Annotated in this window: 15 protein-coding genes; 11 read left to right on the forward strand and 4 right to left on the reverse strand. The window is 46.1% G+C overall.

All coding sequences use genetic code 11. From position 1 onward, the window contains the following. Nucleotides 1-95 precede the first annotated feature (95 nt). The 3 genes from B5P39_RS16320 (at nucleotide 96) to B5P39_RS16330 (ending at nucleotide 3566) form a co-directional block, all read left to right on the forward strand. Entirely contained in the window at nucleotides 96-968 is an 873-nt protein-coding gene (locus B5P39_RS16320) for a nucleotidyltransferase family protein (RefSeq protein ID WP_088212283.1), read from the forward strand. Then, on the forward strand, nucleotides 961-2025 hold the full coding sequence (locus B5P39_RS16325) for a phosphotransferase enzyme family protein (RefSeq protein ID WP_176399973.1): 1065 nt from the start codon (nucleotides 961-963) through the stop codon (nucleotides 2023-2025). The genes B5P39_RS16320 and B5P39_RS16325 overlap by 8 nt, the downstream gene beginning before the upstream one ends. Before the next feature lie 116 nt (nucleotides 2026-2141). Then, nucleotides 2142-3566, forward strand: coding sequence for an MFS transporter (locus tag B5P39_RS16330; RefSeq protein WP_088212284.1), 1425 nt, complete (start codon nucleotides 2142-2144; stop codon nucleotides 3564-3566). 20 nt (nucleotides 3567-3586) lie between these two features. Here B5P39_RS16330 and B5P39_RS16335 read toward each other — a convergent pair whose 3' ends face one another. Further along, nucleotides 3587-4405: a sulfotransferase family protein gene (locus B5P39_RS16335; protein WP_088212285.1), complete on the reverse strand. Its 819-nt coding sequence runs from the start codon at nucleotides 4403-4405 to the stop codon at nucleotides 3587-3589. Between the two features lie 304 nt (nucleotides 4406-4709). Here B5P39_RS16335 and B5P39_RS16340 point away from each other — a divergent pair, with 304 nt between their 5' ends. Further along, nucleotides 4710-5825, forward strand: a complete 1116-nt coding sequence (locus B5P39_RS16340) for a Fic family protein (RefSeq protein WP_088212286.1) — start codon at nucleotides 4710-4712, stop codon at nucleotides 5823-5825. A 218-nt stretch (nucleotides 5826-6043) separates the two neighbouring features. Further along, nucleotides 6044-9211: a DUF3427 domain-containing protein gene (locus tag B5P39_RS16345; RefSeq protein WP_088212287.1), complete on the forward strand. Its 3168-nt coding sequence runs from the start codon at nucleotides 6044-6046 to the stop codon at nucleotides 9209-9211. A 10-nt stretch (nucleotides 9212-9221) separates the two neighbouring features. Here B5P39_RS16345 and B5P39_RS16350 read toward each other — a convergent pair whose 3' ends face one another. Continuing rightward, nucleotides 9222-10109, reverse strand: a complete 888-nt coding sequence (locus B5P39_RS16350; RefSeq protein WP_088212288.1) for a LysR family transcriptional regulator — start codon at nucleotides 10107-10109, stop codon at nucleotides 9222-9224. Nucleotides 10110-10349: 240 nt separating this feature from the next. On the opposite strand from B5P39_RS16350, the gene B5P39_RS16355 reads away from it, so the two are divergent. The 3 genes from B5P39_RS16355 (at nucleotide 10350) to yjjG (ending at nucleotide 12219) form a co-directional block, all read left to right on the forward strand. Then, the gene (locus tag B5P39_RS16355) at nucleotides 10350-10841 is read left to right on the forward strand and encodes a DMT family transporter (RefSeq protein WP_088212289.1); all 492 of its coding nucleotides are present in this window, start codon (nucleotides 10350-10352) and stop codon (nucleotides 10839-10841) included. A 22-nt stretch (nucleotides 10842-10863) separates the two neighbouring features. After that, the gene (locus tag B5P39_RS16360) at nucleotides 10864-11325 is read left to right on the forward strand and encodes a DMT family transporter (RefSeq protein ID WP_011718540.1); all 462 of its coding nucleotides are present in this window, start codon (nucleotides 10864-10866) and stop codon (nucleotides 11323-11325) included. Nucleotides 11326-11502: 177 nt separating this feature from the next. Next, nucleotides 11503-12219: a pyrimidine 5'-nucleotidase gene (yjjG, locus tag B5P39_RS16365; RefSeq protein WP_088212290.1), complete on the forward strand. Its 717-nt coding sequence runs from the start codon at nucleotides 11503-11505 to the stop codon at nucleotides 12217-12219. Between the two features lie 224 nt (nucleotides 12220-12443). On the opposite strand, the gene B5P39_RS16370 is transcribed toward yjjG, so the two are convergent. Continuing rightward, nucleotides 12444-13205 carry a YaaW family protein gene (locus B5P39_RS16370; protein ID WP_088212291.1) on the reverse strand — a complete coding sequence of 254 codons (762 nt, stop codon included), beginning with the start codon at nucleotides 13203-13205 and terminating at the stop codon, nucleotides 12444-12446. A gap of 322 nt (nucleotides 13206-13527) precedes the next feature. Here B5P39_RS16370 and B5P39_RS24695 point away from each other — a divergent pair, with 322 nt between their 5' ends. The 3 genes from B5P39_RS24695 (at nucleotide 13528) to B5P39_RS16380 (ending at nucleotide 15711) form a co-directional block, all read left to right on the forward strand. Next, entirely contained in the window at nucleotides 13528-13704 is a 177-nt protein-coding gene (locus B5P39_RS24695) for a hypothetical protein (RefSeq protein ID WP_176399975.1), read from the forward strand. Between the two features lie 217 nt (nucleotides 13705-13921). After that, a complete protein-coding gene (locus B5P39_RS16375) occupies nucleotides 13922-15268 on the forward strand; it encodes a type II toxin-antitoxin system HipA family toxin (protein ID WP_088212292.1) in 1347 nt (448 codons plus the stop codon). Then, the gene (locus tag B5P39_RS16380) at nucleotides 15265-15711 is read left to right on the forward strand and encodes a helix-turn-helix transcriptional regulator (protein WP_088212293.1); all 447 of its coding nucleotides are present in this window, start codon (nucleotides 15265-15267) and stop codon (nucleotides 15709-15711) included. Before B5P39_RS16375 ends, B5P39_RS16380 begins: the two co-directional genes overlap by 4 nt. Here the strand turns inward: B5P39_RS16380 and B5P39_RS16385 are convergent. Further along, nucleotides 15708-18845, reverse strand: a complete 3138-nt coding sequence (locus B5P39_RS16385; protein ID WP_088212294.1) for a type I restriction endonuclease subunit R — start codon at nucleotides 18843-18845, stop codon at nucleotides 15708-15710. The genes B5P39_RS16380 and B5P39_RS16385 overlap by 4 nt on opposite strands. Nucleotides 18846-18899: the final 54 nt, after the last annotated feature.

Genomic DNA, 18899 nt, shown 5'->3' on the forward strand with positions numbered 1-18899 from the left:
TCTTTTTCTCCAATCTTGTTTTAAATGTGCTCGCAAAGCCGATTGCGGCGAGGTTCGGGAAAATATCTTTAATACGAACTGAACATTAATCCCACATGAATACAGATTTGACCTTAGTCATTATGGCAGCAGGGCTAGGTAGTCGTTTTGGCGGCGATAAGCAATTGGCCTCCCTCGGTCCTGCGGGCGAACCCATGTTGGTGTTATCGATACAGTCGGCGATCCGCAGCGGATTTAAGCGTGCCGTGCTGGTGATTCGCCCTGAATTGGAAGCGGAACTCCACGACTTGTTGACGCAGTTTTTACCGGCGGACTTTGAGTATCACTTTTGTTATCAGTCGCTCACCGATTTGCCTAACGAAGCGCAGCTTGCGGATGTAAGCCATCGTTTAAAGCCTTGGGGGACGGCTCATGCCCTGTGGTGTGCCCGTGATAGTGTCAATGGGCCAATGGCGGTGATCAATGCCGATGATTTTTACGGTGACAGCGCTTTTGCTTCTTTAGCTAAGGGATTAACCGCCAGACCCCATGATTGGATGATGGTGGCTTATCCGATTGAGTTGACCTTGTCCGAGCACGGTGGCGTGAATCGTGGCTTATGCCAAGTGGAGCAGGGGCAACTGCGCTCAGTCGCCGAATGGTTGAATATTCAAGCTCAAGATCATGGTTTTATCGGCGAAGGCCCTGAGGGATCGGCACCGCTTCCTTCGCAGTCGCTGGTCTCAATGACCTGTTGGGGCTTCTCGCCAAGCATATTTGATGTTATTAAACGTGAATTAACGGTATTTATCGAACAACAAGGCCAATTGCCTAAATCTGAATGCTATTTGCCCGCCGTGGTTCAGGCGGGAATTGAGCAAGGTGTGCCCGTGTTTGTTGATGTGGCCAGCGAACCTTGGCTTGGTGTGACCTATCCGCAGGATACTGTCTGGGTAAAGCAAAAATTAATGGAGTTATTGAGTGATTAAACTCATCAGGCAGTCAGTGTTGCCTCATTTTGGAATTGAAGCCGACGAAGCAAAAATCTCAGCGTTAGGGAATGGTCATATTAACGATACCTTGTTAGTGCGTTGGCCTACGGGTGAGTTAGTGCTGCAACGTATTAATACCCAAGTGTTTAAGACGCCGCAGGCATTGGTGAGTAATGCCGATAAAATTAGCCATCATTTGTGTGCTAAGGCATTACAACAGCAATATGGCTTGCAGGTTGTGAGCCCTTGTCTCACTCAAGACGGCGAGCTGGCGATCGACTTAGGTGAGCAGGGGTTTTGGCGCGCCATCAGTTATTTGCCTCACAGTCTAAGTATCGAAGTGGTCAAGTCTGAAGCCGAAGCCGAAATGGCGGCTAAGGCCTTTGGTCATTTTGCCTGTGCCTTGAGTGATTTCGACGCCACTCAACTTGAGGATGTGATCCCGCAGTTCCATCATTTGCCGGGACGGATGGAAATGCTGCGCCAAGCGGTGCAGCAGGATAAAGCTAAGCGGTTGGATTTATGCCGTGACTGGGTCGATTATGCCCTGTCACAGCAGAGTTTATTGGATGAGCTGGCTGAGATTTCGCCACAGCTTCCGCTACGTATTTGCCACAACGACACTAAAATCAACAACATGCTGTTTGATAAGCGCGACATGTCGAGCATGGCAATTATCGACCTCGATACTTGCATGAAAGGGCATTTGATGTATGACTTTGGCGATATGGTGCGTACCTTCTGCTCGCCTGAAGCCGAAGATTCGACCGCCCTCGAGAATGTTAAAGTGCGCCAATCCATCTTTGCCGCCATTTGCCGTGGTTATTTAAGTGAGCTGGGTGAAGTGTTAACTGAGGTTGAAAAACGTAGCCTCTGGCTCGGGGCGCGGGTGATTTGTCTGATGATCGGCGTGCGTTTTTTAACGGATTATCTCAATGGTGACGTGTATTTCCATGTGCACCGTGAGGGCCACAATCTGGATAGGGCTGCGAATCAATTTACCTTGTATCAAAGTCTGTTAGATCAAGAAGCCGAGTTGAAGGCTTACTTCTAACCCTGAAACGTCAACACGCCCTAATCAAACGCCCCATTTGGGGCGTTTTGTTTTTGGCTTATATACGACATAATTGCAACATCAAAACCCCTAGTCTCATATGGATTTGGCTTGGAATGGGTACCCTCGAAGCTCCATCTGCATTAACGTGTTCGCGCCGTAGCGCTAGAAATCTCTGGTTAAGATGCACTCTGCGCCGCTCGCAGCAGGAAGCCGTGGCTTCGTCGATGATGACGGCGACGAGCGATAACTTTTTCAATGCTTACGCAATTTTTCTCGGTGCCAGTCTTGCACAAATGGGCTTTGTAACCGGTTTGCCGCAGCTCTTCGGGGCAATGTCGCAGTTGGTTTCTGTATGGTTAGCGAGTCACTTTTCCCGCCGTAGTTTTATCGTCTACTGCGCGGCTTTGCAGGCGTTGGTGGTATTGGGCATGGGCGCGTTAGCGGCCTTTCGCCCCGATCATGCTGTGTGGATATTTATCGGGCTCGCCGTGGGATACCATGGGTTTATCAATCTTATTCAACCCCATTGGCGTGCGTGGATGGGGTCTATCGTACCCGAACGTCGTCGTGGTGCCTTTTTTGCGGCGCGCACTCGCTTAACCATGGGCGCATCCTTAAGCGTATTTTTTATTGGCGGTGGGATTCTTACCTTTACCGATTCGCTGCAAATGGCCTGGTTAGGCTTTACTTTACTGTTTTCGATAGCGGCTATGGGGCGTTTTGTCTCGGCTTGGTTGTTATTGCAAATGCACGACCCGGATCCACGTGAAGCCAAGCAGCGGGGCGTATTTATCCAAACCATCCGCAATTTTCGCGGAGCATGGAAGGATAAAACCTTTCGCCAATACAGCCTATTTGTGGCCAGTATGCAGGCGATGGTGGCCATCTCGGCGCCGTTTTTCGCCGTGTATATGTTGGAAGACTTGAAGTTTAGCTATATCGAATTTGTGCTAGCCAGCGTGGCATCGATAGCCACCCAGTTTGTGACGCTGAAGTTTTGGGGGCGATTTAGCGATCAATTTGGTAATCGTTTGGTGATGATTATCACCAGCTGCATGATCCCAAGCCTGCCGCTGCTGTGGTTGTTCTCGGATAACTATCTCTATATTCTGGCGATTCAGGCATTTTCGGGCCTAGCTTGGAGCGGTTTTACCCTAAGCACCGCCAATTACCTTTATGATATTCGTCCCTTTCGCAGTGATTTTGCCACCTATGCGGCGTTGCAGGCGTCACTCAGCGCGGGATTGGTGTTTGTGGGAGCCATGGTCGGTGGCACGATAGCCTCCCATGCGGCTGACTTTTTAGTCTGGTCAGGTTGGAATACTTGGATCAGTAGCCCGATTTTTGTGGTGTTTCTCGTTTCGACCATACTGCGCGCATTTGTGACACTGTGGTTTATTCCGCGCTCGGTCGAACCGAAAGTCAGGCCTCGGCCGCAGTTACTGCAACTTATCTTCCGTATCCGTGGTTTTAACGCGATCTCGGGCGTGAGTCTCGACTGGTTAACTGTGGTAAAACGCCGAAATACCCCTGATTAGCTTAACTATCCGTTAGGGTGTTAAAGCTTATAATCGAAGAACTTACGTTTTTCAGGCCCCGAGGCATTAGCGCTGATCTTATTTGGGTGTTTATATTCATCCCAACTGGCGACATTGCGGCCGACATTGAGTTTAGGAAAGTTCTGTTGGTTTGCGGCGCTGGCTAATCCCATAAATGCTAATAACTGGCCGAGGGCGCTTTGGCGGCTGACATCGATACTGAGGAAGTCGTGTCTACCCGCAAAGTAGTCCAATACCTCTGTTTTATGGCGCTGATAGCAATCGATAAGATGTTGTTCATCTTGCGGGTTTTCAATCAAACCAACACCAAAGCTATGGCGAAAACTGCGCTTCATGATTGGGTGGAATCGGCCGGTTTGTGCGTCTAGATGTGGCAGCATTCGACTCAGTAACATCTGCATCGACGGTACCCAAGAGTCTAACTCACGGTCAAGATAAACAAACTTGGCCTCGGGGAATAATCCATCCAACTGTTTGAAATCGCTAAAACAAGGTGCATCGGAAATCGCCTCAGCTTGCATAAAGGCTTCTTTGGTAAACGCCATATGCGCCACTTTTAAGCCTTGTTCCAATAACGCCACACTCACGCTCGTCGTCCCAGTTCGGGGCAAACCGATAAAAATAACCTTCTGTTTTTGCTCGGCAACCACCGATTCATGCTTAATTGCATTTGGCTCGATTGCGCTTGGCTTAATTACATTTGGCCTGATGTCATTTGGTGTAGTCGAATCGCACTGTGGCTGATTGAGCTGCACATCTGCACTATGGTTATGCCCTTGAGAATCGGGAAGGGTGGCAATAGTTGCGTTATCAGGCATGGATTAGGCTCAGCATTCTTGTCAGCGTGGTCGCGATGGGTGTGTAAATGGGGTTTTAACATTAGCGTTTTATCAACGTTGGCAGTATATCGCAGCCAGCGGGTTTTGGCTGTGCAAAGCTGGCATTGCGTCGGTATTGCTTTGTAGAGGCAATCAACAGCATAAATCCCTTTATGCTAGAAGCATTTGGGCAAGATGAGGCGATTACTTGTATTATTTGCCTCGTCTTGTGAGGCAAATAGGTTTGTTAATTGACTCATTGTTTGAGTAGAATAGGCTTATTATTTGACTCATGGGGTAGGATATGTGGATTTGGCAGCAAGCCGATTGGCCTAAATTTCATTGGAATATCAGCAGAGTTGATGTCCTGCTACGTCAGGTATATTTCAATCAGGGCCAACTGCTCGGCAAGCAAATGCTAAGTCACGACGACAGCCAGTTAACCTCAGCGGCGGCACTCGACACCTTACTCGCTAATATTATCCACTCCAGTGCCATTGAAGGTGAAAAGCTCAATGCGGCTTCGGTGCGCTCATCCTTGGCTAAAAAACTCGGTGTGTCCGAAGACAAACCGTATCCGACCACTGCGCAAACCGATGGTTTGGCTGACATTATGCTCGATGCCTTAAAAAATTTAGATACAGAGTTAACCCTTGAGCGGATATTAGGTTGGCATAAACAGTTATTTCCCCAGGGTTATACGCTGTTTAACCCCGTTATTGGTGGAGTGCTACGTGGCGATACGCCTATGCAGGTTGTCTCAGGCCGGATTGATAAACCAACGGTACATTTTGAGGCACCCTCTCGAGCGACTTTGGACGCTGAACTCTCGCAGTTTATTGAATGGTTTAATGCATCAAGGCAAGATCTGGGTTTAGATCCGCTTATCCGCGCGGCGATAACTCACCTTTGGTTTGTGACTCTACACCCCCTTGATGATGGAAATGGGCGCATCACGCGTTTATTGACCGATTTAGCTTTGGCGCAAGCGGAAAAACGCTCAATTCGCTTTTACGCTATGTCGGTCAGTATTCTGGCCCGTCGCCAAGCCTACTATGACATTTTAGAGTCCACCCAAAGGGGCGATGTCGATATTACTCCTTGGTTAGTATGGTTTTTTGAAACCCTCAATGATTGCTTACTCAATGCGATGGGAGAGGTGAACAAGACTCTTCGGAAAACGCAGTATTGGCAAAATCTCGATCAATCCTTATTGAGTCAAGAGCAAGCCAAAGTGCTCAATCGGATGTTAGATGGCGATTTTGAATTAGGAATGAATAGTAGCCAGTATCAAAAGGTCGCTAAGGTAAGCCGCGCCACCGCCACTCGTCACCTTGCGCAAATGGTCGAGCAAGGCTTTTTAGTAAAAGCCGACGCCGGCGGCCGAAGTACGAGGTACTTATTGCCGAATGGGCTGTAGAGGCTAGTTTGCCTTGTGGAGAATATGCTCACCTGCCGAACATATTTACCGCGTGGAATTACGGCCTTTATCGTAAGTAATCGATTAGTTTAAAGCCTAGGCTGTATTAACTCTCTATCGTAAAAGATAAAGCCATCCCACAAATCGCAATTTGAATCAAATTGTTATGTGATATATTCGCTACAACTTTGATTGTTAGTGTTGGGGTATATCTGGCTATGGAACAGGTCGGGATTTACGAAAAGCTTATTACTCAACTCGTTGAGCAGCGCTTAGATAAGGACATATTTTTTGTTGGAGAAAGGAAGCTAGAAGTTGCTGAGGCAAGTATTTGGCTCTCACGTTTTCTGACTAAAGTAATTGAATATGTGATTAATTCAGTTCCCGCCGATGAAAACCAAGTCTTCAATCAAATCAGTTTGGCTAACCGGTTAGTGATGTGGCTCAAAGAGCACATTAACGATGATGATTTTATTAATGAAAATCTTATCGATAGCCAAGGTCGAATACTCACGGCTCTTTTTAACAAACAAAACCCGATAGCGACTGACTTACCTAAATATACGGCCGCCATATTTCCATTAACGGGGCTAACTCAAAGCGAGCTTTTTTGCGGGAGTAATGCGGGATTATCACTTGAAAGTGAGCTTAAACGTGAGATCCGTTCATCGGATAAAATCTATTGGCTGGTGTCATTTATCAAGTGGGCGGGGATTCGCATCTTCAAGCATGAACTTGAGGAGTTTACACGTAGTGGTAAAGAGTTACGCATCATCACTACATCGTATATGGGCGCGACTGATGCGAAAGCCGTCGAGTTTCTAGCTGGTTTACCTAATACCCAAGTCAAATTAAGTTACAACACTAAACGCGAAAGGTTGCATGCAAAGTCCTATTTATTTCTACGAAATACGGGTTTTCATACCGGTTACATCGGTTCTTCAAATTTATCGCATTCTGCATTGACTAGTGGGCTTGAGTGGAACCTTAAGATCACCACCCAAGAAATTCCACACATCATTGATAAATCGCTCAGTACCTTTGAAACTTACTGGGAATCGAACGAATTTGAGCTTTTTAGCGGTGATGTGAGCAGCAAAGAAAAGTTAAACAATGCGCTCAAAGAAGCGAAAGGCAGTGGCACTGAACCGAGCTCATTTCATTTTGACATTAAGCCGTTTGCGCATCAGCGAGAAATCCTCGAACAGCTTGCAGTAGAACGAAGCGTTCATGGTCGTTTTAAAAACCTTATTGTTGCAGCAACCGGCACGGGTAAGACGATTATTTCAGCATTCGATTTCGCGCAGTTTTATAAACAACATCCAGAAGCAAATTTCCTATTTGTTGCCCATAGGCAAGAAATTTTACAGCAAGCCCTCGGCGCTTATCGCGGTGTGTTAAAGAACAATCAATTTGGCGAGCTATGGGTGGCAGAGCATAAACCAAATAGTTACAAACACTTATTCACATCTATCCAAAGCTTAAATCTGCAACTTGATAACTTGCCATTAGCAACTGATTTTTATGATTATATTGTTATTGATGAAGTCCATCACGTTGCTGCGAATAGTTACCGTGGGCTATTAGAACATTTTGAGCCGACGATTTTACTTGGGTTGACGGCTACACCAGAGCGTCATGATGGTGTTGATATTTTAGTGGACTTTTGCGGTGTGATTGCCGCAGAAATACGTTTACCCGAAGCCATCAATCAACGGCATTTGTGTCCTTTTCAATATTTTGCGATCGATGATGAGACAGACCTTCGTAAGTTAAGTTGGAGTCGTGGTCGTTATGACGTTGCTGAACTGAGCAATTTATATACTCACAATGAACAGCGTGTGACGCGTATTATTCGCAGCCTAGCTGAAACCGTAACTGATATAGACAATATTAAGGCGTTAGCCTTTTGTGTAACCAAGGAACACGCCGAGTTTATGGCGAAGAAGTTCAATTTGGCGGGGATCAGTGCCGATGTGCTGACCAGTGATAATAGCTCTGAACGGCAACAAAAACGGCAGAGCTTAGTTAGTGGCAAATTATCCATTTTGTGTGTGGTGGATATTTTCAACGAAGGTGTCGACATCCCAGAGGTGGATACTTTGTTATTTTTACGGCCAACGGAAAGTTTGACCATATTCCTGCAACAACTTGGCCGAGGTTTGCGTCTCACCGATGATAAGCAGTGTTGTACCGTATTAGATTTTGTTGGCAATTCACGCGATGAATACGATTTTTCTCAGAAATTTAGAGCGTTAGTCGGTAAAACCAATCAGTCGATTAAAGATGAAATTCTCAATGATTTTCCGCATCTACCGCTAGGGTGCCGAATTGAACTTGAAGAGAAAGCACAGTCGATGATTTTGCGTAATATTAGCCGCGCAACGCTCAATGCCAATCGATTAACCAGTCTAATGGCAAACTTTAAACATCAAACTGACTTGCCGCTCACGCTAGGCAATTTTTTACGCATGAACCCGCAAGTGAGCCTTGAAGATATTTATCGCATAAAGATTAATGGCCAAAGTGGATGGACCTTATTAGTCGAGGCCGTACAGGGGAATAAGATTGCAGAACCTGCAGTTCAGCCCGATTTAGCCAAGGCATATTATCGCGCGATTAACTTCCACTTACTCAGTTGCACGTCATTATCCTATTTAAAATTTATCAAGCAGTTATGCGAAAATGATTTTGTCTTTAATGGGTTGGATCCTATTCAAAATCAGTTTGCTTTGATGTGTCATTACAACTTTTGGGATAAATCAGGTACGGCTTTAAACGTTAACAGTTTAGCGGCTAGCTTGCTGATGTTACGCAATAAGCCGTTGCAAGAAGAGTTGTTGTCTGTCTTGGCGATACTGATTAACCGGATACACCATCAAGAAATGGATTTGGAATTACTCCAACCCACAGCGTTGAAAGTGCACTCTCGTTATACTCGTGAGCAAATTTTAGCGGCGATGGGTGCAAGCACATTTGCAGCTAAATCACCTTCAAGGGAAGGTGTACTTGCGATTAGTGAGCAAAACCTTGAGTGTTTATTTGTTACGTTAAATAAATCAGAGAAGCAGTTTTCACCGACAACCATGTATCACGACTATGCGATTAGTGAACATCTATTCCACTGGCAATCGCAAAATAGTGCACGGCCAGAACGTGGTCGAGGTCTGAGTTATATTAAGCAACAAAAGCTGGGGAAAACCGTGCTGTTGTTTGTTCGAGAGCAATCAAAAGATGAAAATGGCCGCACTATGGGATTCGTGAATTTTGGCAAAGTGCATTATGTCAGCCATAACGGTTCACAACCCATGAATGTTACATGGAGATTAGAGCAGCCAATCCCTGATGTAATGTGGCATGACGCGGCCAAACTGGCAGTGGGTTAAATATTACTTCCTAGATTTTTCCCAACTGCTCCATCAAAAACTCAATCAATACCGTTACTTTGGTTGGGAGATATTTTCGCTGTGGATACACAGCATAAATACCATGTTCGGGGAGTGGAAAGTCAGTCAGTATCGTTTGTAAACGCCCAGCCTGTAGATCGGACTCTACGATGAAGCGCGGCAGATTGGCGATGCCAAGGCCATCGAGACAGGCTTGGTGGATAGCATCACTATTATTCACCTGATAGTTGCCTTTGGGTTGCACACGTTGCACGCCATCGGGACTGTGGAAACTCCATTCCACACCATCTTGAAAATAACTGTAAAACAAGCAGTTGTGTTGAGTTAACCCGCTAGGAGTCATGGGTGAACCGTGCTGCGCTAGATAGGCGGGGGATGCGCAAATCACGCTTAAGCAAGGGGCTATTTTGCGGGCGATAAGGCTGGAGTCGGGCAGTTCGCCTATGCGAATGGCTAAATCGAAGCCGCCTGCGATTAAATCCGTGGTCTTATCATCCATTTGCATTTGCAGCTGAATATCGGGGTAACGTTTTAAAAACTCAGCGATTAAAGGCGCAATATACAAGCGGCCAAACACCATGGGCACGGAAATTCGCAGATTGCCTTTAGGTGTTTGCTGCAATTCGGAGATGGCATCCAATCCTTCTTGGGTGAGCTGCACGGCAGGGCGAATATATTCGAAATAGCGCGCGCCAGCATCCGTTAGGCTCAAACTGCGAGTGGTGCGTTGTAACAGTTGAATCCCTAAGTGTTGCTCCAACTGTGTGATTCGTTTGCTGATGGCTGATTTACTCAGCCCGAGTTTTTGTCCCGCAGCGGAAAAGCTACCGCATTCCACCACAGTGACAAAAATGGGCAGGGCGGAAAAATGTTCCATGCAGGGCTTCCTTTATCAAACGATGGTGTAACAGCCGAGGCTCGGCTATAGGTCTCTTGTTTCTATCACTTTAAGTTGAGTATGAGGGGATTTAGAACCTCACTTGCATCTCGCTTAAAGCGGAAATTATCAACATTGATTGTCAGCTAAATCTCAACAATAAGTTTCTATTACGGTGGATTATAAGGTTTAAACTATCACTGTAGACTATTTTGCAACAAAAATAGATGGACTGTGTTGATGCAAACGTCAAATAAACTGACCTTATTTATGTCCTTTGTGGCGCTCTGCTCCGGCGTTTTACTGGCATTAATGATTAAACTCAATAGCCTGCTTGCTATGTATAGCTCACCGCTTTTGGCATCTTGGATGGCTCATGGTATTGGGGCAATAACAGTATTGTTGATGCTGTTTTTACTGAGAAAAAGGCTGGTGGGTAAGGAAGCCAAGTCGACTTTGAATACTGATGCGAGTCGATCATTATTAACTTGGTGGGCGTATTTAGGTGGCGTTCCTGGGGCTGCGACGGTTGTGTTGGCCGCTGTCACAGTCAACAGTGAATTAGCCTTAGCTGGCACCTTAGCGTTGATGCTTGTGGGGCAGTTAATCTTGAGCTGTATATTCGACTGCTGTGGTTATTTCGGTGTCGTTAAGCGGCGCATTCGATTCACAGAAGTCATTGCTATGGTAATGATTTTGTTGGGAGCCATGTTAGTGATTTATTCACATTAGCTGGCGTATCAGGGGAAATTGAATGGAATTGATGGTACTTATCGCATTGCTTAATGGCGGTTTAATTGCCTTAAGCCGAACCTTTAATGGTGCCTTGGCAAAACATAGCCATGCGTTAATCGCATCTTGCTGTAATCATATTGTGGGCTTTGTAGTCTTGAGTGCATGGATAATCTGCCTAGAGAGTGGCGCAAATCAGCTACAGGGGCAGCCGCCAGTGTATTTGTATCTTGGTGGAGTCATTGGCGCTTTATTTGTTGTGCTAAATAGTTGGGCATTGCCATCGTTAGGAGTGATGCGTTGTACATTGCTCGTAATATGTGGGCAGATGCTGACAGGCGTTGTGCTGGATATAATATCTAGCGCCAGCGGTATGCATTGGGCGTCACTCGTTGGAGTGTGTTTGATGTTAGCGGGTGTCGTGTTCCTTAATCGGGTGAAACAACCTACGCCGCAGGTAAAGCATGCGAATTGCTCGTTGTGATATGGCGTTAATCGCCGTTCAACCTCATCATATCGTAGCGAACGGGTTGCTTTGTCATTCTCGGGTATGTGAAAAACATCCCAAGTTGTGACTGGTTGTTGTGTTGATTATTTTTAGGGTTGTCGCATAGTTTTTTCATGCTTAGCATTTGATTTTTTGTTTGTTATTAGGAGTGTTATGTCGTTCTCAAGCCAGACTAATTCTTCGGCCGCACCTTACTCTTGGGTGCTTTTCGATGCCGATGAAACCCTCTTTTATTTCGATGCTTTCGAAGGGCTGAAGCGGATGTTTTCAGGCTTTGGCATCGATTTTACTCGGGCCGATTTCGATGAATATCAAAGGGTAAATAAGCCGCTGTGGGTTGCGTATCAAGATGGCAAGATCAGCGCCGCCGAACTGCAAACCATACGCTTCGAGCCTTGGGCGGCAAAGCTTGCAGTCACCCCTCAAACCCTAAACAGTGCATTTTTAACGGCTATGGCCGAGATTTGTGCGCCCTTGCCAGGCGCCCGTGAATTGCTGGCCGCGCTGCAGGGAAAAGCCAAAATGGGGATCATCACCAATGGCTTTACCGAGTTGCAGACAGTGCGTTTAGAGCGTACTGGTTTACAGCATCATTTTGATATTTTAGTGATTTCAGAAAAAGTGGGCATCGCAAAACCCGATGTCGGTATCTTTGAATACGCCCTTGAGTTGATGGGCCAGCCTGCGCGCGAACAAGTGTTAATGGTGGGCGATAACCCACATTCAGACATTCAAGGCGGTATCAACGCGGGATTCCACACCTGTTGGTATAACGTCCATGGACACGCGGCCCCCACAGGTATTCGCCCGCACTTTCAAGTCGCCTCCCACCATGAGTTACAGCAGAAGCTAATTTCATTACTCGGCTAGCTTCCAGAAAACCAAAAGCCCTTTAAAAGGGCTTTGGGTTTTAGATAGCACAAATAACACTATTCAACGTTTTGGATCTGAATGGTGAGCATTTTATTTAATATTAATAAAATCAATTGTTTGATTGTTTTTATTTATTAGATTTTAAGATCTAGTCACCAAGTTAGTACCAATTATATCGGGCTGTGGCGAATTAATCTCAGGCTCATCATTGTATCAATATTTCAATGTGATGCTTTTTTATCCTCCTCCCCATCTCGTAAGGCTACCATCCCAAGATATAGGCAGATTGGCACTGTTTTTCTGTATGCTGGTCCTTGCAGATCATATGTAAGCCAAATACCTGATAATATCCACAGTACCGGCCCCAATACATTGAGAAATGGATTTCTTTTTAATAGCTCTTTGACGAGTTGTTTCGCCGCTTCTCTGCCAACAATTTGAGCTATTAAGCTAATCACAATCGTTTCAGCGATAGCTAACGCAACTTGAGGGCCCAAAACCTCAACAATTATTGGAAGAATAAGAACTTTGCCCTGGCTTTTTACTCGTTCAAGTATATCCTTGCGACTAATTTCATCTATGCCTAAATTTTTGAATGCCTCAGATAATTCTTCTGGTGTTTTATCCAGTAGTTCCTTGTTGACCACCGCATTAACGAGGCGCTCAAGTTTTGATTCAATGGAGCCGCCAAGTTTGATGCTCACTTTTAACTTTGAGCATACATCATCAATAATTTCCTGCGCTTCTATTCCGCCATCATCACTAAATAGCGCTCTTTTAAGGTAAGCTAAGTCGGACGAAGCATAGTATTTAATTTGTTTGTCTATTAACTCAACTAATTCTTTTCGTGATTCTGGATGAGTGTCACTTACAACCAGTAATTCCTTTCTACGTTTGTCATTTGTGAATGACAGATAGCTATCTAAAACTTTCGACAGGTAGTTGAAGTCATCTTTTGTGCACTTGTTGATAAGGGTCTTCATTATTAGCTCCATTGTTGAAGATTCGACATCAAGATAACGGTAACTTACTGTTAAAAAAGTGATTTGAATCTATAAATTCTTATATTCATTTCTGTAACAATAAATATAGAAGTGGGCTCGAACAATGCCAGGTAACTACATATTTTCTGGATTGAACACAGCCTTAACAAACCAGTCATAGCTTTAGCTTATAGGGTACTTCGTAGCTAATTTATGGGGGTAAGGATTGAGGGACACTGCAATTACTCAATTTACCTGGCTCTTTGTGGCAAGAGGCTTAATATACGCGGTATAAGGCCTGCTATGGCGTTAAAGGGGCGTCATGGTAAAGGCCGTGCAGGATAATATTCTCAATCTGAACTTCATGCTGATAGCCAAGGCCATTAGCTGTGACATGGACTGTATGAGCGAAATGGTTGAAAAACTCGATTTTGTCATTAACAAGGTTAGTAGTGAGTTTCCCTATGCCTTCCCCGCTAGCTCTGTGACCCAATTTTAGGTGGGTTAAAAGAGAGATCGAAGTACCTGAGCGTTGTGGCTTCTCGAGGGCACGAAATTAACTTTTAAGTTTATTGTTTAGCGAATGCCATTTGTTGCTCATAAAAACTTTGTATTTTTCCTAGGCTGAAGTAGTATTTGAGTAAATAATTACTCATTAATTGCTTTTTTTGGATTTAATGAGTATTTAGCTACTCATAATGTCTTTAGGAGCTTTCATGGAACAGTTGACCATTCAGGCGTACATCGATGGCCAATGGAGCGATATTGCACAGCTCTCATTCCCTGAGAGCAAACAAGGTAATTATCGGCTTACCTCGTTAGATTACGAGCAAGCATATGCATTAGCTGAGCTAGATAAAGACGACTTGCACGCCGTCTCGCTAAACCATCCCGTTAGCCTTTTTTTCGACGATCTAGGTAGACCAGGATGGTTACGCTTTCTTGATGACATCATGCCTAGCGGCGCAAGCCGTCGCTATTGGCTTAAGTATTTAGATATCGCAGACCTGACCTTAGACGAGCAAAATTTTGTACTTTTGAAGTTTGGGACCATCGCCCCCGTGGGTAATTTGCGGGTAAAGGAATCTTTGCCTGAGCGCACTGTTATCGCTGATACAATGAAATTCACCGTAGACGACGTTAGGAATCGAGCTGCTGACTTCTTGGATTATGCACAACATCGAGGCGCTGCCGCTGGTGGCGCAACAGGGGCTGGCGGCGAAGCGCCCAAGCTTTTGTTACGTTGCGACGATGAGCAAAATATCTGGATTGATAGCTATCAAGACGAACCGCAAAACCGTGACCTTCATTATCTGGTGAAATACCCAAGAGGCGCTCGGTTGCCTATTGACTGCGATATCTTACGCGCGGAATACCACTATTATCACGAATTGGCTGAAATGGGCTTTGAGACCATTCCTACGGCTAATATGCGGCTCGAAGAAGGCCATGCCTACCCATCGCTATGGTTGCCGCGCTTTGATATTTACTTCAACGAACTAGGTCAGCAACGTTATGCGATGGAGTCGGTCTATTCGATTTTGGGTAAAGGCGCGGGAGTTACCTTAGATCATGAGCAAACCATAAGAGCGTTGATCGATAAAATCACTCATAGCCATATGGTCTTAGAGCAAGGTTATCAGTTTGATGTGCGTGCTTTTGTCATTGAGTGGGTGCGGCGAGATTTACTCAATATCCTATTTGGCAATAGTGATAATCACGGGCGCAATACAGCGTTTCTTAGGGGCGATGGTTGGATAAGGCTTGCGCCTATCTATGACTTTGCACCGATGAAAGCTGACCCAGAAGGCATAGCTAGAACCACAAAGTGGGAAGTCCCGCTCGAAATAGGGGGAGAGTATGACTTTCTGGGCATTGCTGAGGTATTAACTGATTTGGTGCCTGCTCAGGAGCTACTGATAGAGTTAAAACGTACAGCCCTGCAATGCCTTGGCTTAAAGCAACGTTTAATAGAGCGTGGTGTGCCACAGCGCATTATCGACATGCCAGCAATTGGCTTTGCTTACCTCGAAGACAAACTAACGCGTTGGGGATTGGTATGAGTGATAAACAAACGACTACTGAAACGGCTAAAGATACCATCGCCCGTCTTAGAGCCAATCGCCAGCCACAGAGTGATATTGCGATTGAGGTGTCACAGCATCGGCAACCCGTAAATATTGGAGAGGCCCCAATAAAGCCTGCCCCTAAACGCGTCTCTAAGCAATCAGGCGGTGTTAATACGGTAGAACGCAAGAATGCGATTAACGCTATCACACAACGGCTATTACGCAGTGAGCTAAGCCAAGGGCAAGCTCTGAAAGCTCTGCGAGTTGAGGTGCTAGGACTCACGCAAGATGAGTATGCAAACTTGGTTAAAGTATCACGCAAGACCCTCTCGGACGTTGAGAACGACCGTGGTAGTTTTAAGACCGATATTCTCGACCGACTATTTAAGCCTTTTGGTCTTAAAGTCGGGATTGTGCCTATCTCTGTTGTGCTTTAGGCTGCCCATTGCTCGCCTAAGGCCTCGGCTTGTTGTAAAACCAATTGCACTGCGCCATCAGCTTGGTCGGGCGGATATTTGTATTTACGTAATATTCGCTTCACCATAATGCGTAATTTAGCGCGAACACTTTCACGCTGTGACCAATCCACACTGATATTGGCCCTTAGGTTATCGGTTAGCTCATGGGCTATTTTCTTTAAGATTTCATCGCCTAGCTCAAGCACAGCGGCTTCGTTGTTGGCGAGTGCATCGTAAAATTTCACCTCGTCATCACTGAGCCCTAATGACTCGCCGCGCTTAGCTGCTTCACGGAATTTTTTGGCCATGTCCACCAGCTCTTCCATGACTTGAGCGGTTTCAATACTGCGGTTCTGATAACGCTTAACCACGTTGGATAGCAGCTCAGAAAACTTTTTCTGTTGGATTACATTACTGGCAAAACGGCTTTTAATTTCCCCTTCAAGCAGTCGCTCCAGCAGCTCAACAGCGAGGTTCTTTTCTGGTAAGTTGCGAACCTCGGCCAAAAACTCATCGTCCAGTAGCCCGATATTGGGTTTCTCCAGCCCGACAGCATCAAAGATATCGACTACCTCATCGCTAACAACGGCTTGGCTGATTATTTGGCGAATGGCGATGTCTTTCTCTTCATCGCTGCGCTTTTTGGCGCTGAGGTCGCGCTTAGTCAGCAGCACTTTGACCGCCTGCAAAAAGGCCACCTCTTCTCGTACAGCTTTAGCCTCATCTAGGGTACAGCAAAGGCTAAAAGCCTTACTCATGGCCAATGCATTATCGGCAAAGCGCTTTTTGCCATCTTCGACCCCAAGGATATGGTTTGCGGCTCCTGCGAGCAGTTTGTGGCCGCCCTTAGTGAAGTCGCTGTAATCGAATCCGTGGAGCAGGCTGCGTAGGATGTCGAGCTTTTCTTCAAGTAATGACCAAGCCTCGGCCGCGTCAACCGTCGGACGGCCTCTGCCATTACTCGCAGTGTATTCTTTTAATGCAGACTTAAGTTCGTTTGCTATGCCGATGTAATCAACCACCAGCCCGCCTTGTTTATCCCTAAATACCCGGTTTACCCGAGCAATTGCTTGCATAAGGTTATGGCCCTTCATTGGCTTATCAACATATAGGGTATGAACACAAGGGGCATCAAAGCCGGTTAGCCACATATCGCGCACAATTACTATTTGAAGTGGGTCTTTAGGGTCTTTAAAACGCTTTTCTAGACGTTTTTTAACTTGCTTTGAGTGAATATGAGGCCTCAGTAGCGGTTTATCGCTGCTTGAGCCTGTCATCACGATTTTGATTGCGCCCTTTTCAGGATCGTCATCATGCCAGTCTGGGCGTAGAGCACAGATGGCATTATAAAGATGCACACAAATTTCTCGGCTCATGGCTACCACCATCGCCTTACCGGTTTGGGCCTGCTGGCGGGCCTCAAAGTGCGCAACCAGATCGGCAGCGACTTTGGCTATCCTAGGTTCTGCACCGACGATTTTTTCAAGTGCTGACCACTTAGATTTAAGTTTAGATTGCTGTTCCTCTTCCTCGTCTTCGGCCAGTTCGTCGACTTCATCGTCGATATGCGGCAGCTCTTCCTCTTTAAGCTTGAGTTTTGCCAGCCTAGATTCGTAGTAGATGGCAACCGTCGCGCCATCCTCTTTTGCCTGCTGCATATCATAAATATGAATGTAATCGCCAAATACGGCACGGGTATCCCTGTCCTCACTCGAAACGGGGGTACCGGTAAAGGCTACAAAGGTTGCATTGGGTAAGGCATCGCGTAAATGCTGGGCAAAGCCGACTTGATAACGGCTGTGATAAGCCGCGCTGGCTTCGGCAACACCCGCGTTTAACTCAGGTACTTTAAGCTTTGCTTCAAAACCATACTGGGTTCGGTGTGCCTCATCGGCGACGACTACGATATTGTGTCTATCTGATAAAATTGGGAACACGTCTTCATCGGCGCCGGGGGCGAACTTTTGAATTGTGGCAAAGATGATACCGCCAGAGGGACGATTAGCGAGCTTAGCCCGCAGATCCTGCCGAGTTTCAACCTGAACTGGCTGTTCACGTAACAAATCCTGCGCCAGCGAAAATACGCCAAACAATTGGCCGTCTAAGTCGTTACGATCTGTGATGACCACAATCGTGGGGTTTTCCATGGCGGCTTCGCGCATGACTCGTGCCGCAAAACAGGTCATGGTGATGCTCTTGCCGCTGCCTTGGGTATGCCAAACCACACCGCCTTTACCCTTATTGCTTCCCATTACATTAGGCCGAGATGCGGTGACGACCTGGGTTATCGCAGACCGCACCGCATGGAACTGGTGATATCCGGCGATCTTCTTAACCAACTGACCATCATCTTCAAATAGGACGAAAAACCGCAGGTAATCCAGTAAATAGGCCGGGGCAAATACCCCTCTGACCATGGTTTCAAGTTCACCAAACGCCCCTAGAGGGTCGAGGTTAACACCATCAATGGTACGCCATTGCATATAGCGCTCGGCATTGGCTGATAATGAGCCCATGCGTGCTTCGGTACCGTCCGATATGACAAGAATTTCATTGTATTGGAATACGTCCGGTACTTGCTCTTTATAGGTTTGGATTTGGTCGTATGCTTTCCAGATATCGGCGTGTTCATCAGCGGGGTTTTTAAGCTCAAACAGTACTAACGGCAGCCCATTAATAAACAGAATGATATCGGGGCGTCGTGAATGGTGAGGGCCTTTTAAGGTGTATTGATTTACAGCTAAAAACTCATTGGTACCAGGGCGGTTTTCCCAGTCAATCAGTCGGACAAAATCACCACGGGTTTCACCGTCTTTCTGATAACTAACAGGCACACCATTGACTAACACCCCATGAAAATGGCGATTGGCTGAAAGAAGGGAAGGGATGCGCAAATCCATTACGGAGGCCAATGCATCCTCACGGGCCTGTTGTGGGATTTGCGGGTTAAGACGCGCTATAGCGCTCCTTAATCGCTCTAGCAACAAGGGTTGGCGATAATCCTGTCGTTCAGGATTGGCGCCATCTGGGGCGATGTCATAGCCATTTAAATAGGTGTAACCAGTTTCAGTGAGCCACTGCAAAACTTCCTGTTCTAACTGATCTTCTGTCATTACTCTTCCCTTGAAGGTGCCAATCTCAAAAACTAAAGCCGCCTATTTACGATA

Origin of the sequence: Shewanella sp. Shew256, from assembly GCF_002196695.1 — a bacterium.
Lineage (GTDB): Bacteria > Pseudomonadota > Gammaproteobacteria > Enterobacterales > Shewanellaceae > Shewanella > Shewanella mangrovisoli.

Coding starts and splice junctions, on each gene's coding strand:
- B5P39_RS16335 (WP_088212285.1), bottom strand. CDS start 4,405: ATGCCTGATAACGCAACTATTGCCACCCTTCCCGATTCTCAAGGGCAT.
- B5P39_RS16375 (WP_088212292.1), top strand. CDS start 13,922: ATGGAACAGTTGACCATTCAGGCGTACATCGATGGCCAATGGAGCGAT.
- B5P39_RS16340 (WP_088212286.1), top strand. CDS start 4,710: ATGTGGATTTGGCAGCAAGCCGATTGGCCTAAATTTCATTGGAATATC.
- B5P39_RS16355 (WP_088212289.1), top strand. CDS start 10,350: ATGCAAACGTCAAATAAACTGACCTTATTTATGTCCTTTGTGGCGCTC.
- B5P39_RS16345 (WP_088212287.1), top strand. CDS start 6,044: ATGGAACAGGTCGGGATTTACGAAAAGCTTATTACTCAACTCGTTGAG.
- B5P39_RS16330 (WP_088212284.1), top strand. CDS start 2,142: ATGGGTACCCTCGAAGCTCCATCTGCATTAACGTGTTCGCGCCGTAGC.
- B5P39_RS24695 (WP_176399975.1), top strand. CDS start 13,528: ATGGTAAAGGCCGTGCAGGATAATATTCTCAATCTGAACTTCATGCTG.
- B5P39_RS16320 (WP_088212283.1), top strand. CDS start 96: ATGAATACAGATTTGACCTTAGTCATTATGGCAGCAGGGCTAGGTAGT.
- B5P39_RS16385 (WP_088212294.1), bottom strand. CDS start 18,845: ATGACAGAAGATCAGTTAGAACAGGAAGTTTTGCAGTGGCTCACTGAA.
- B5P39_RS16360 (WP_011718540.1), top strand. CDS start 10,864: ATGGAATTGATGGTACTTATCGCATTGCTTAATGGCGGTTTAATTGCC.
- B5P39_RS16380 (WP_088212293.1), top strand. CDS start 15,265: ATGAGTGATAAACAAACGACTACTGAAACGGCTAAAGATACCATCGCC.
- yjjG (WP_088212290.1), top strand. CDS start 11,503: ATGTCGTTCTCAAGCCAGACTAATTCTTCGGCCGCACCTTACTCTTGG.
- B5P39_RS16350 (WP_088212288.1), bottom strand. CDS start 10,109: ATGGAACATTTTTCCGCCCTGCCCATTTTTGTCACTGTGGTGGAATGC.
- B5P39_RS16370 (WP_088212291.1), bottom strand. CDS start 13,205: ATGAAGACCCTTATCAACAAGTGCACAAAAGATGACTTCAACTACCTG.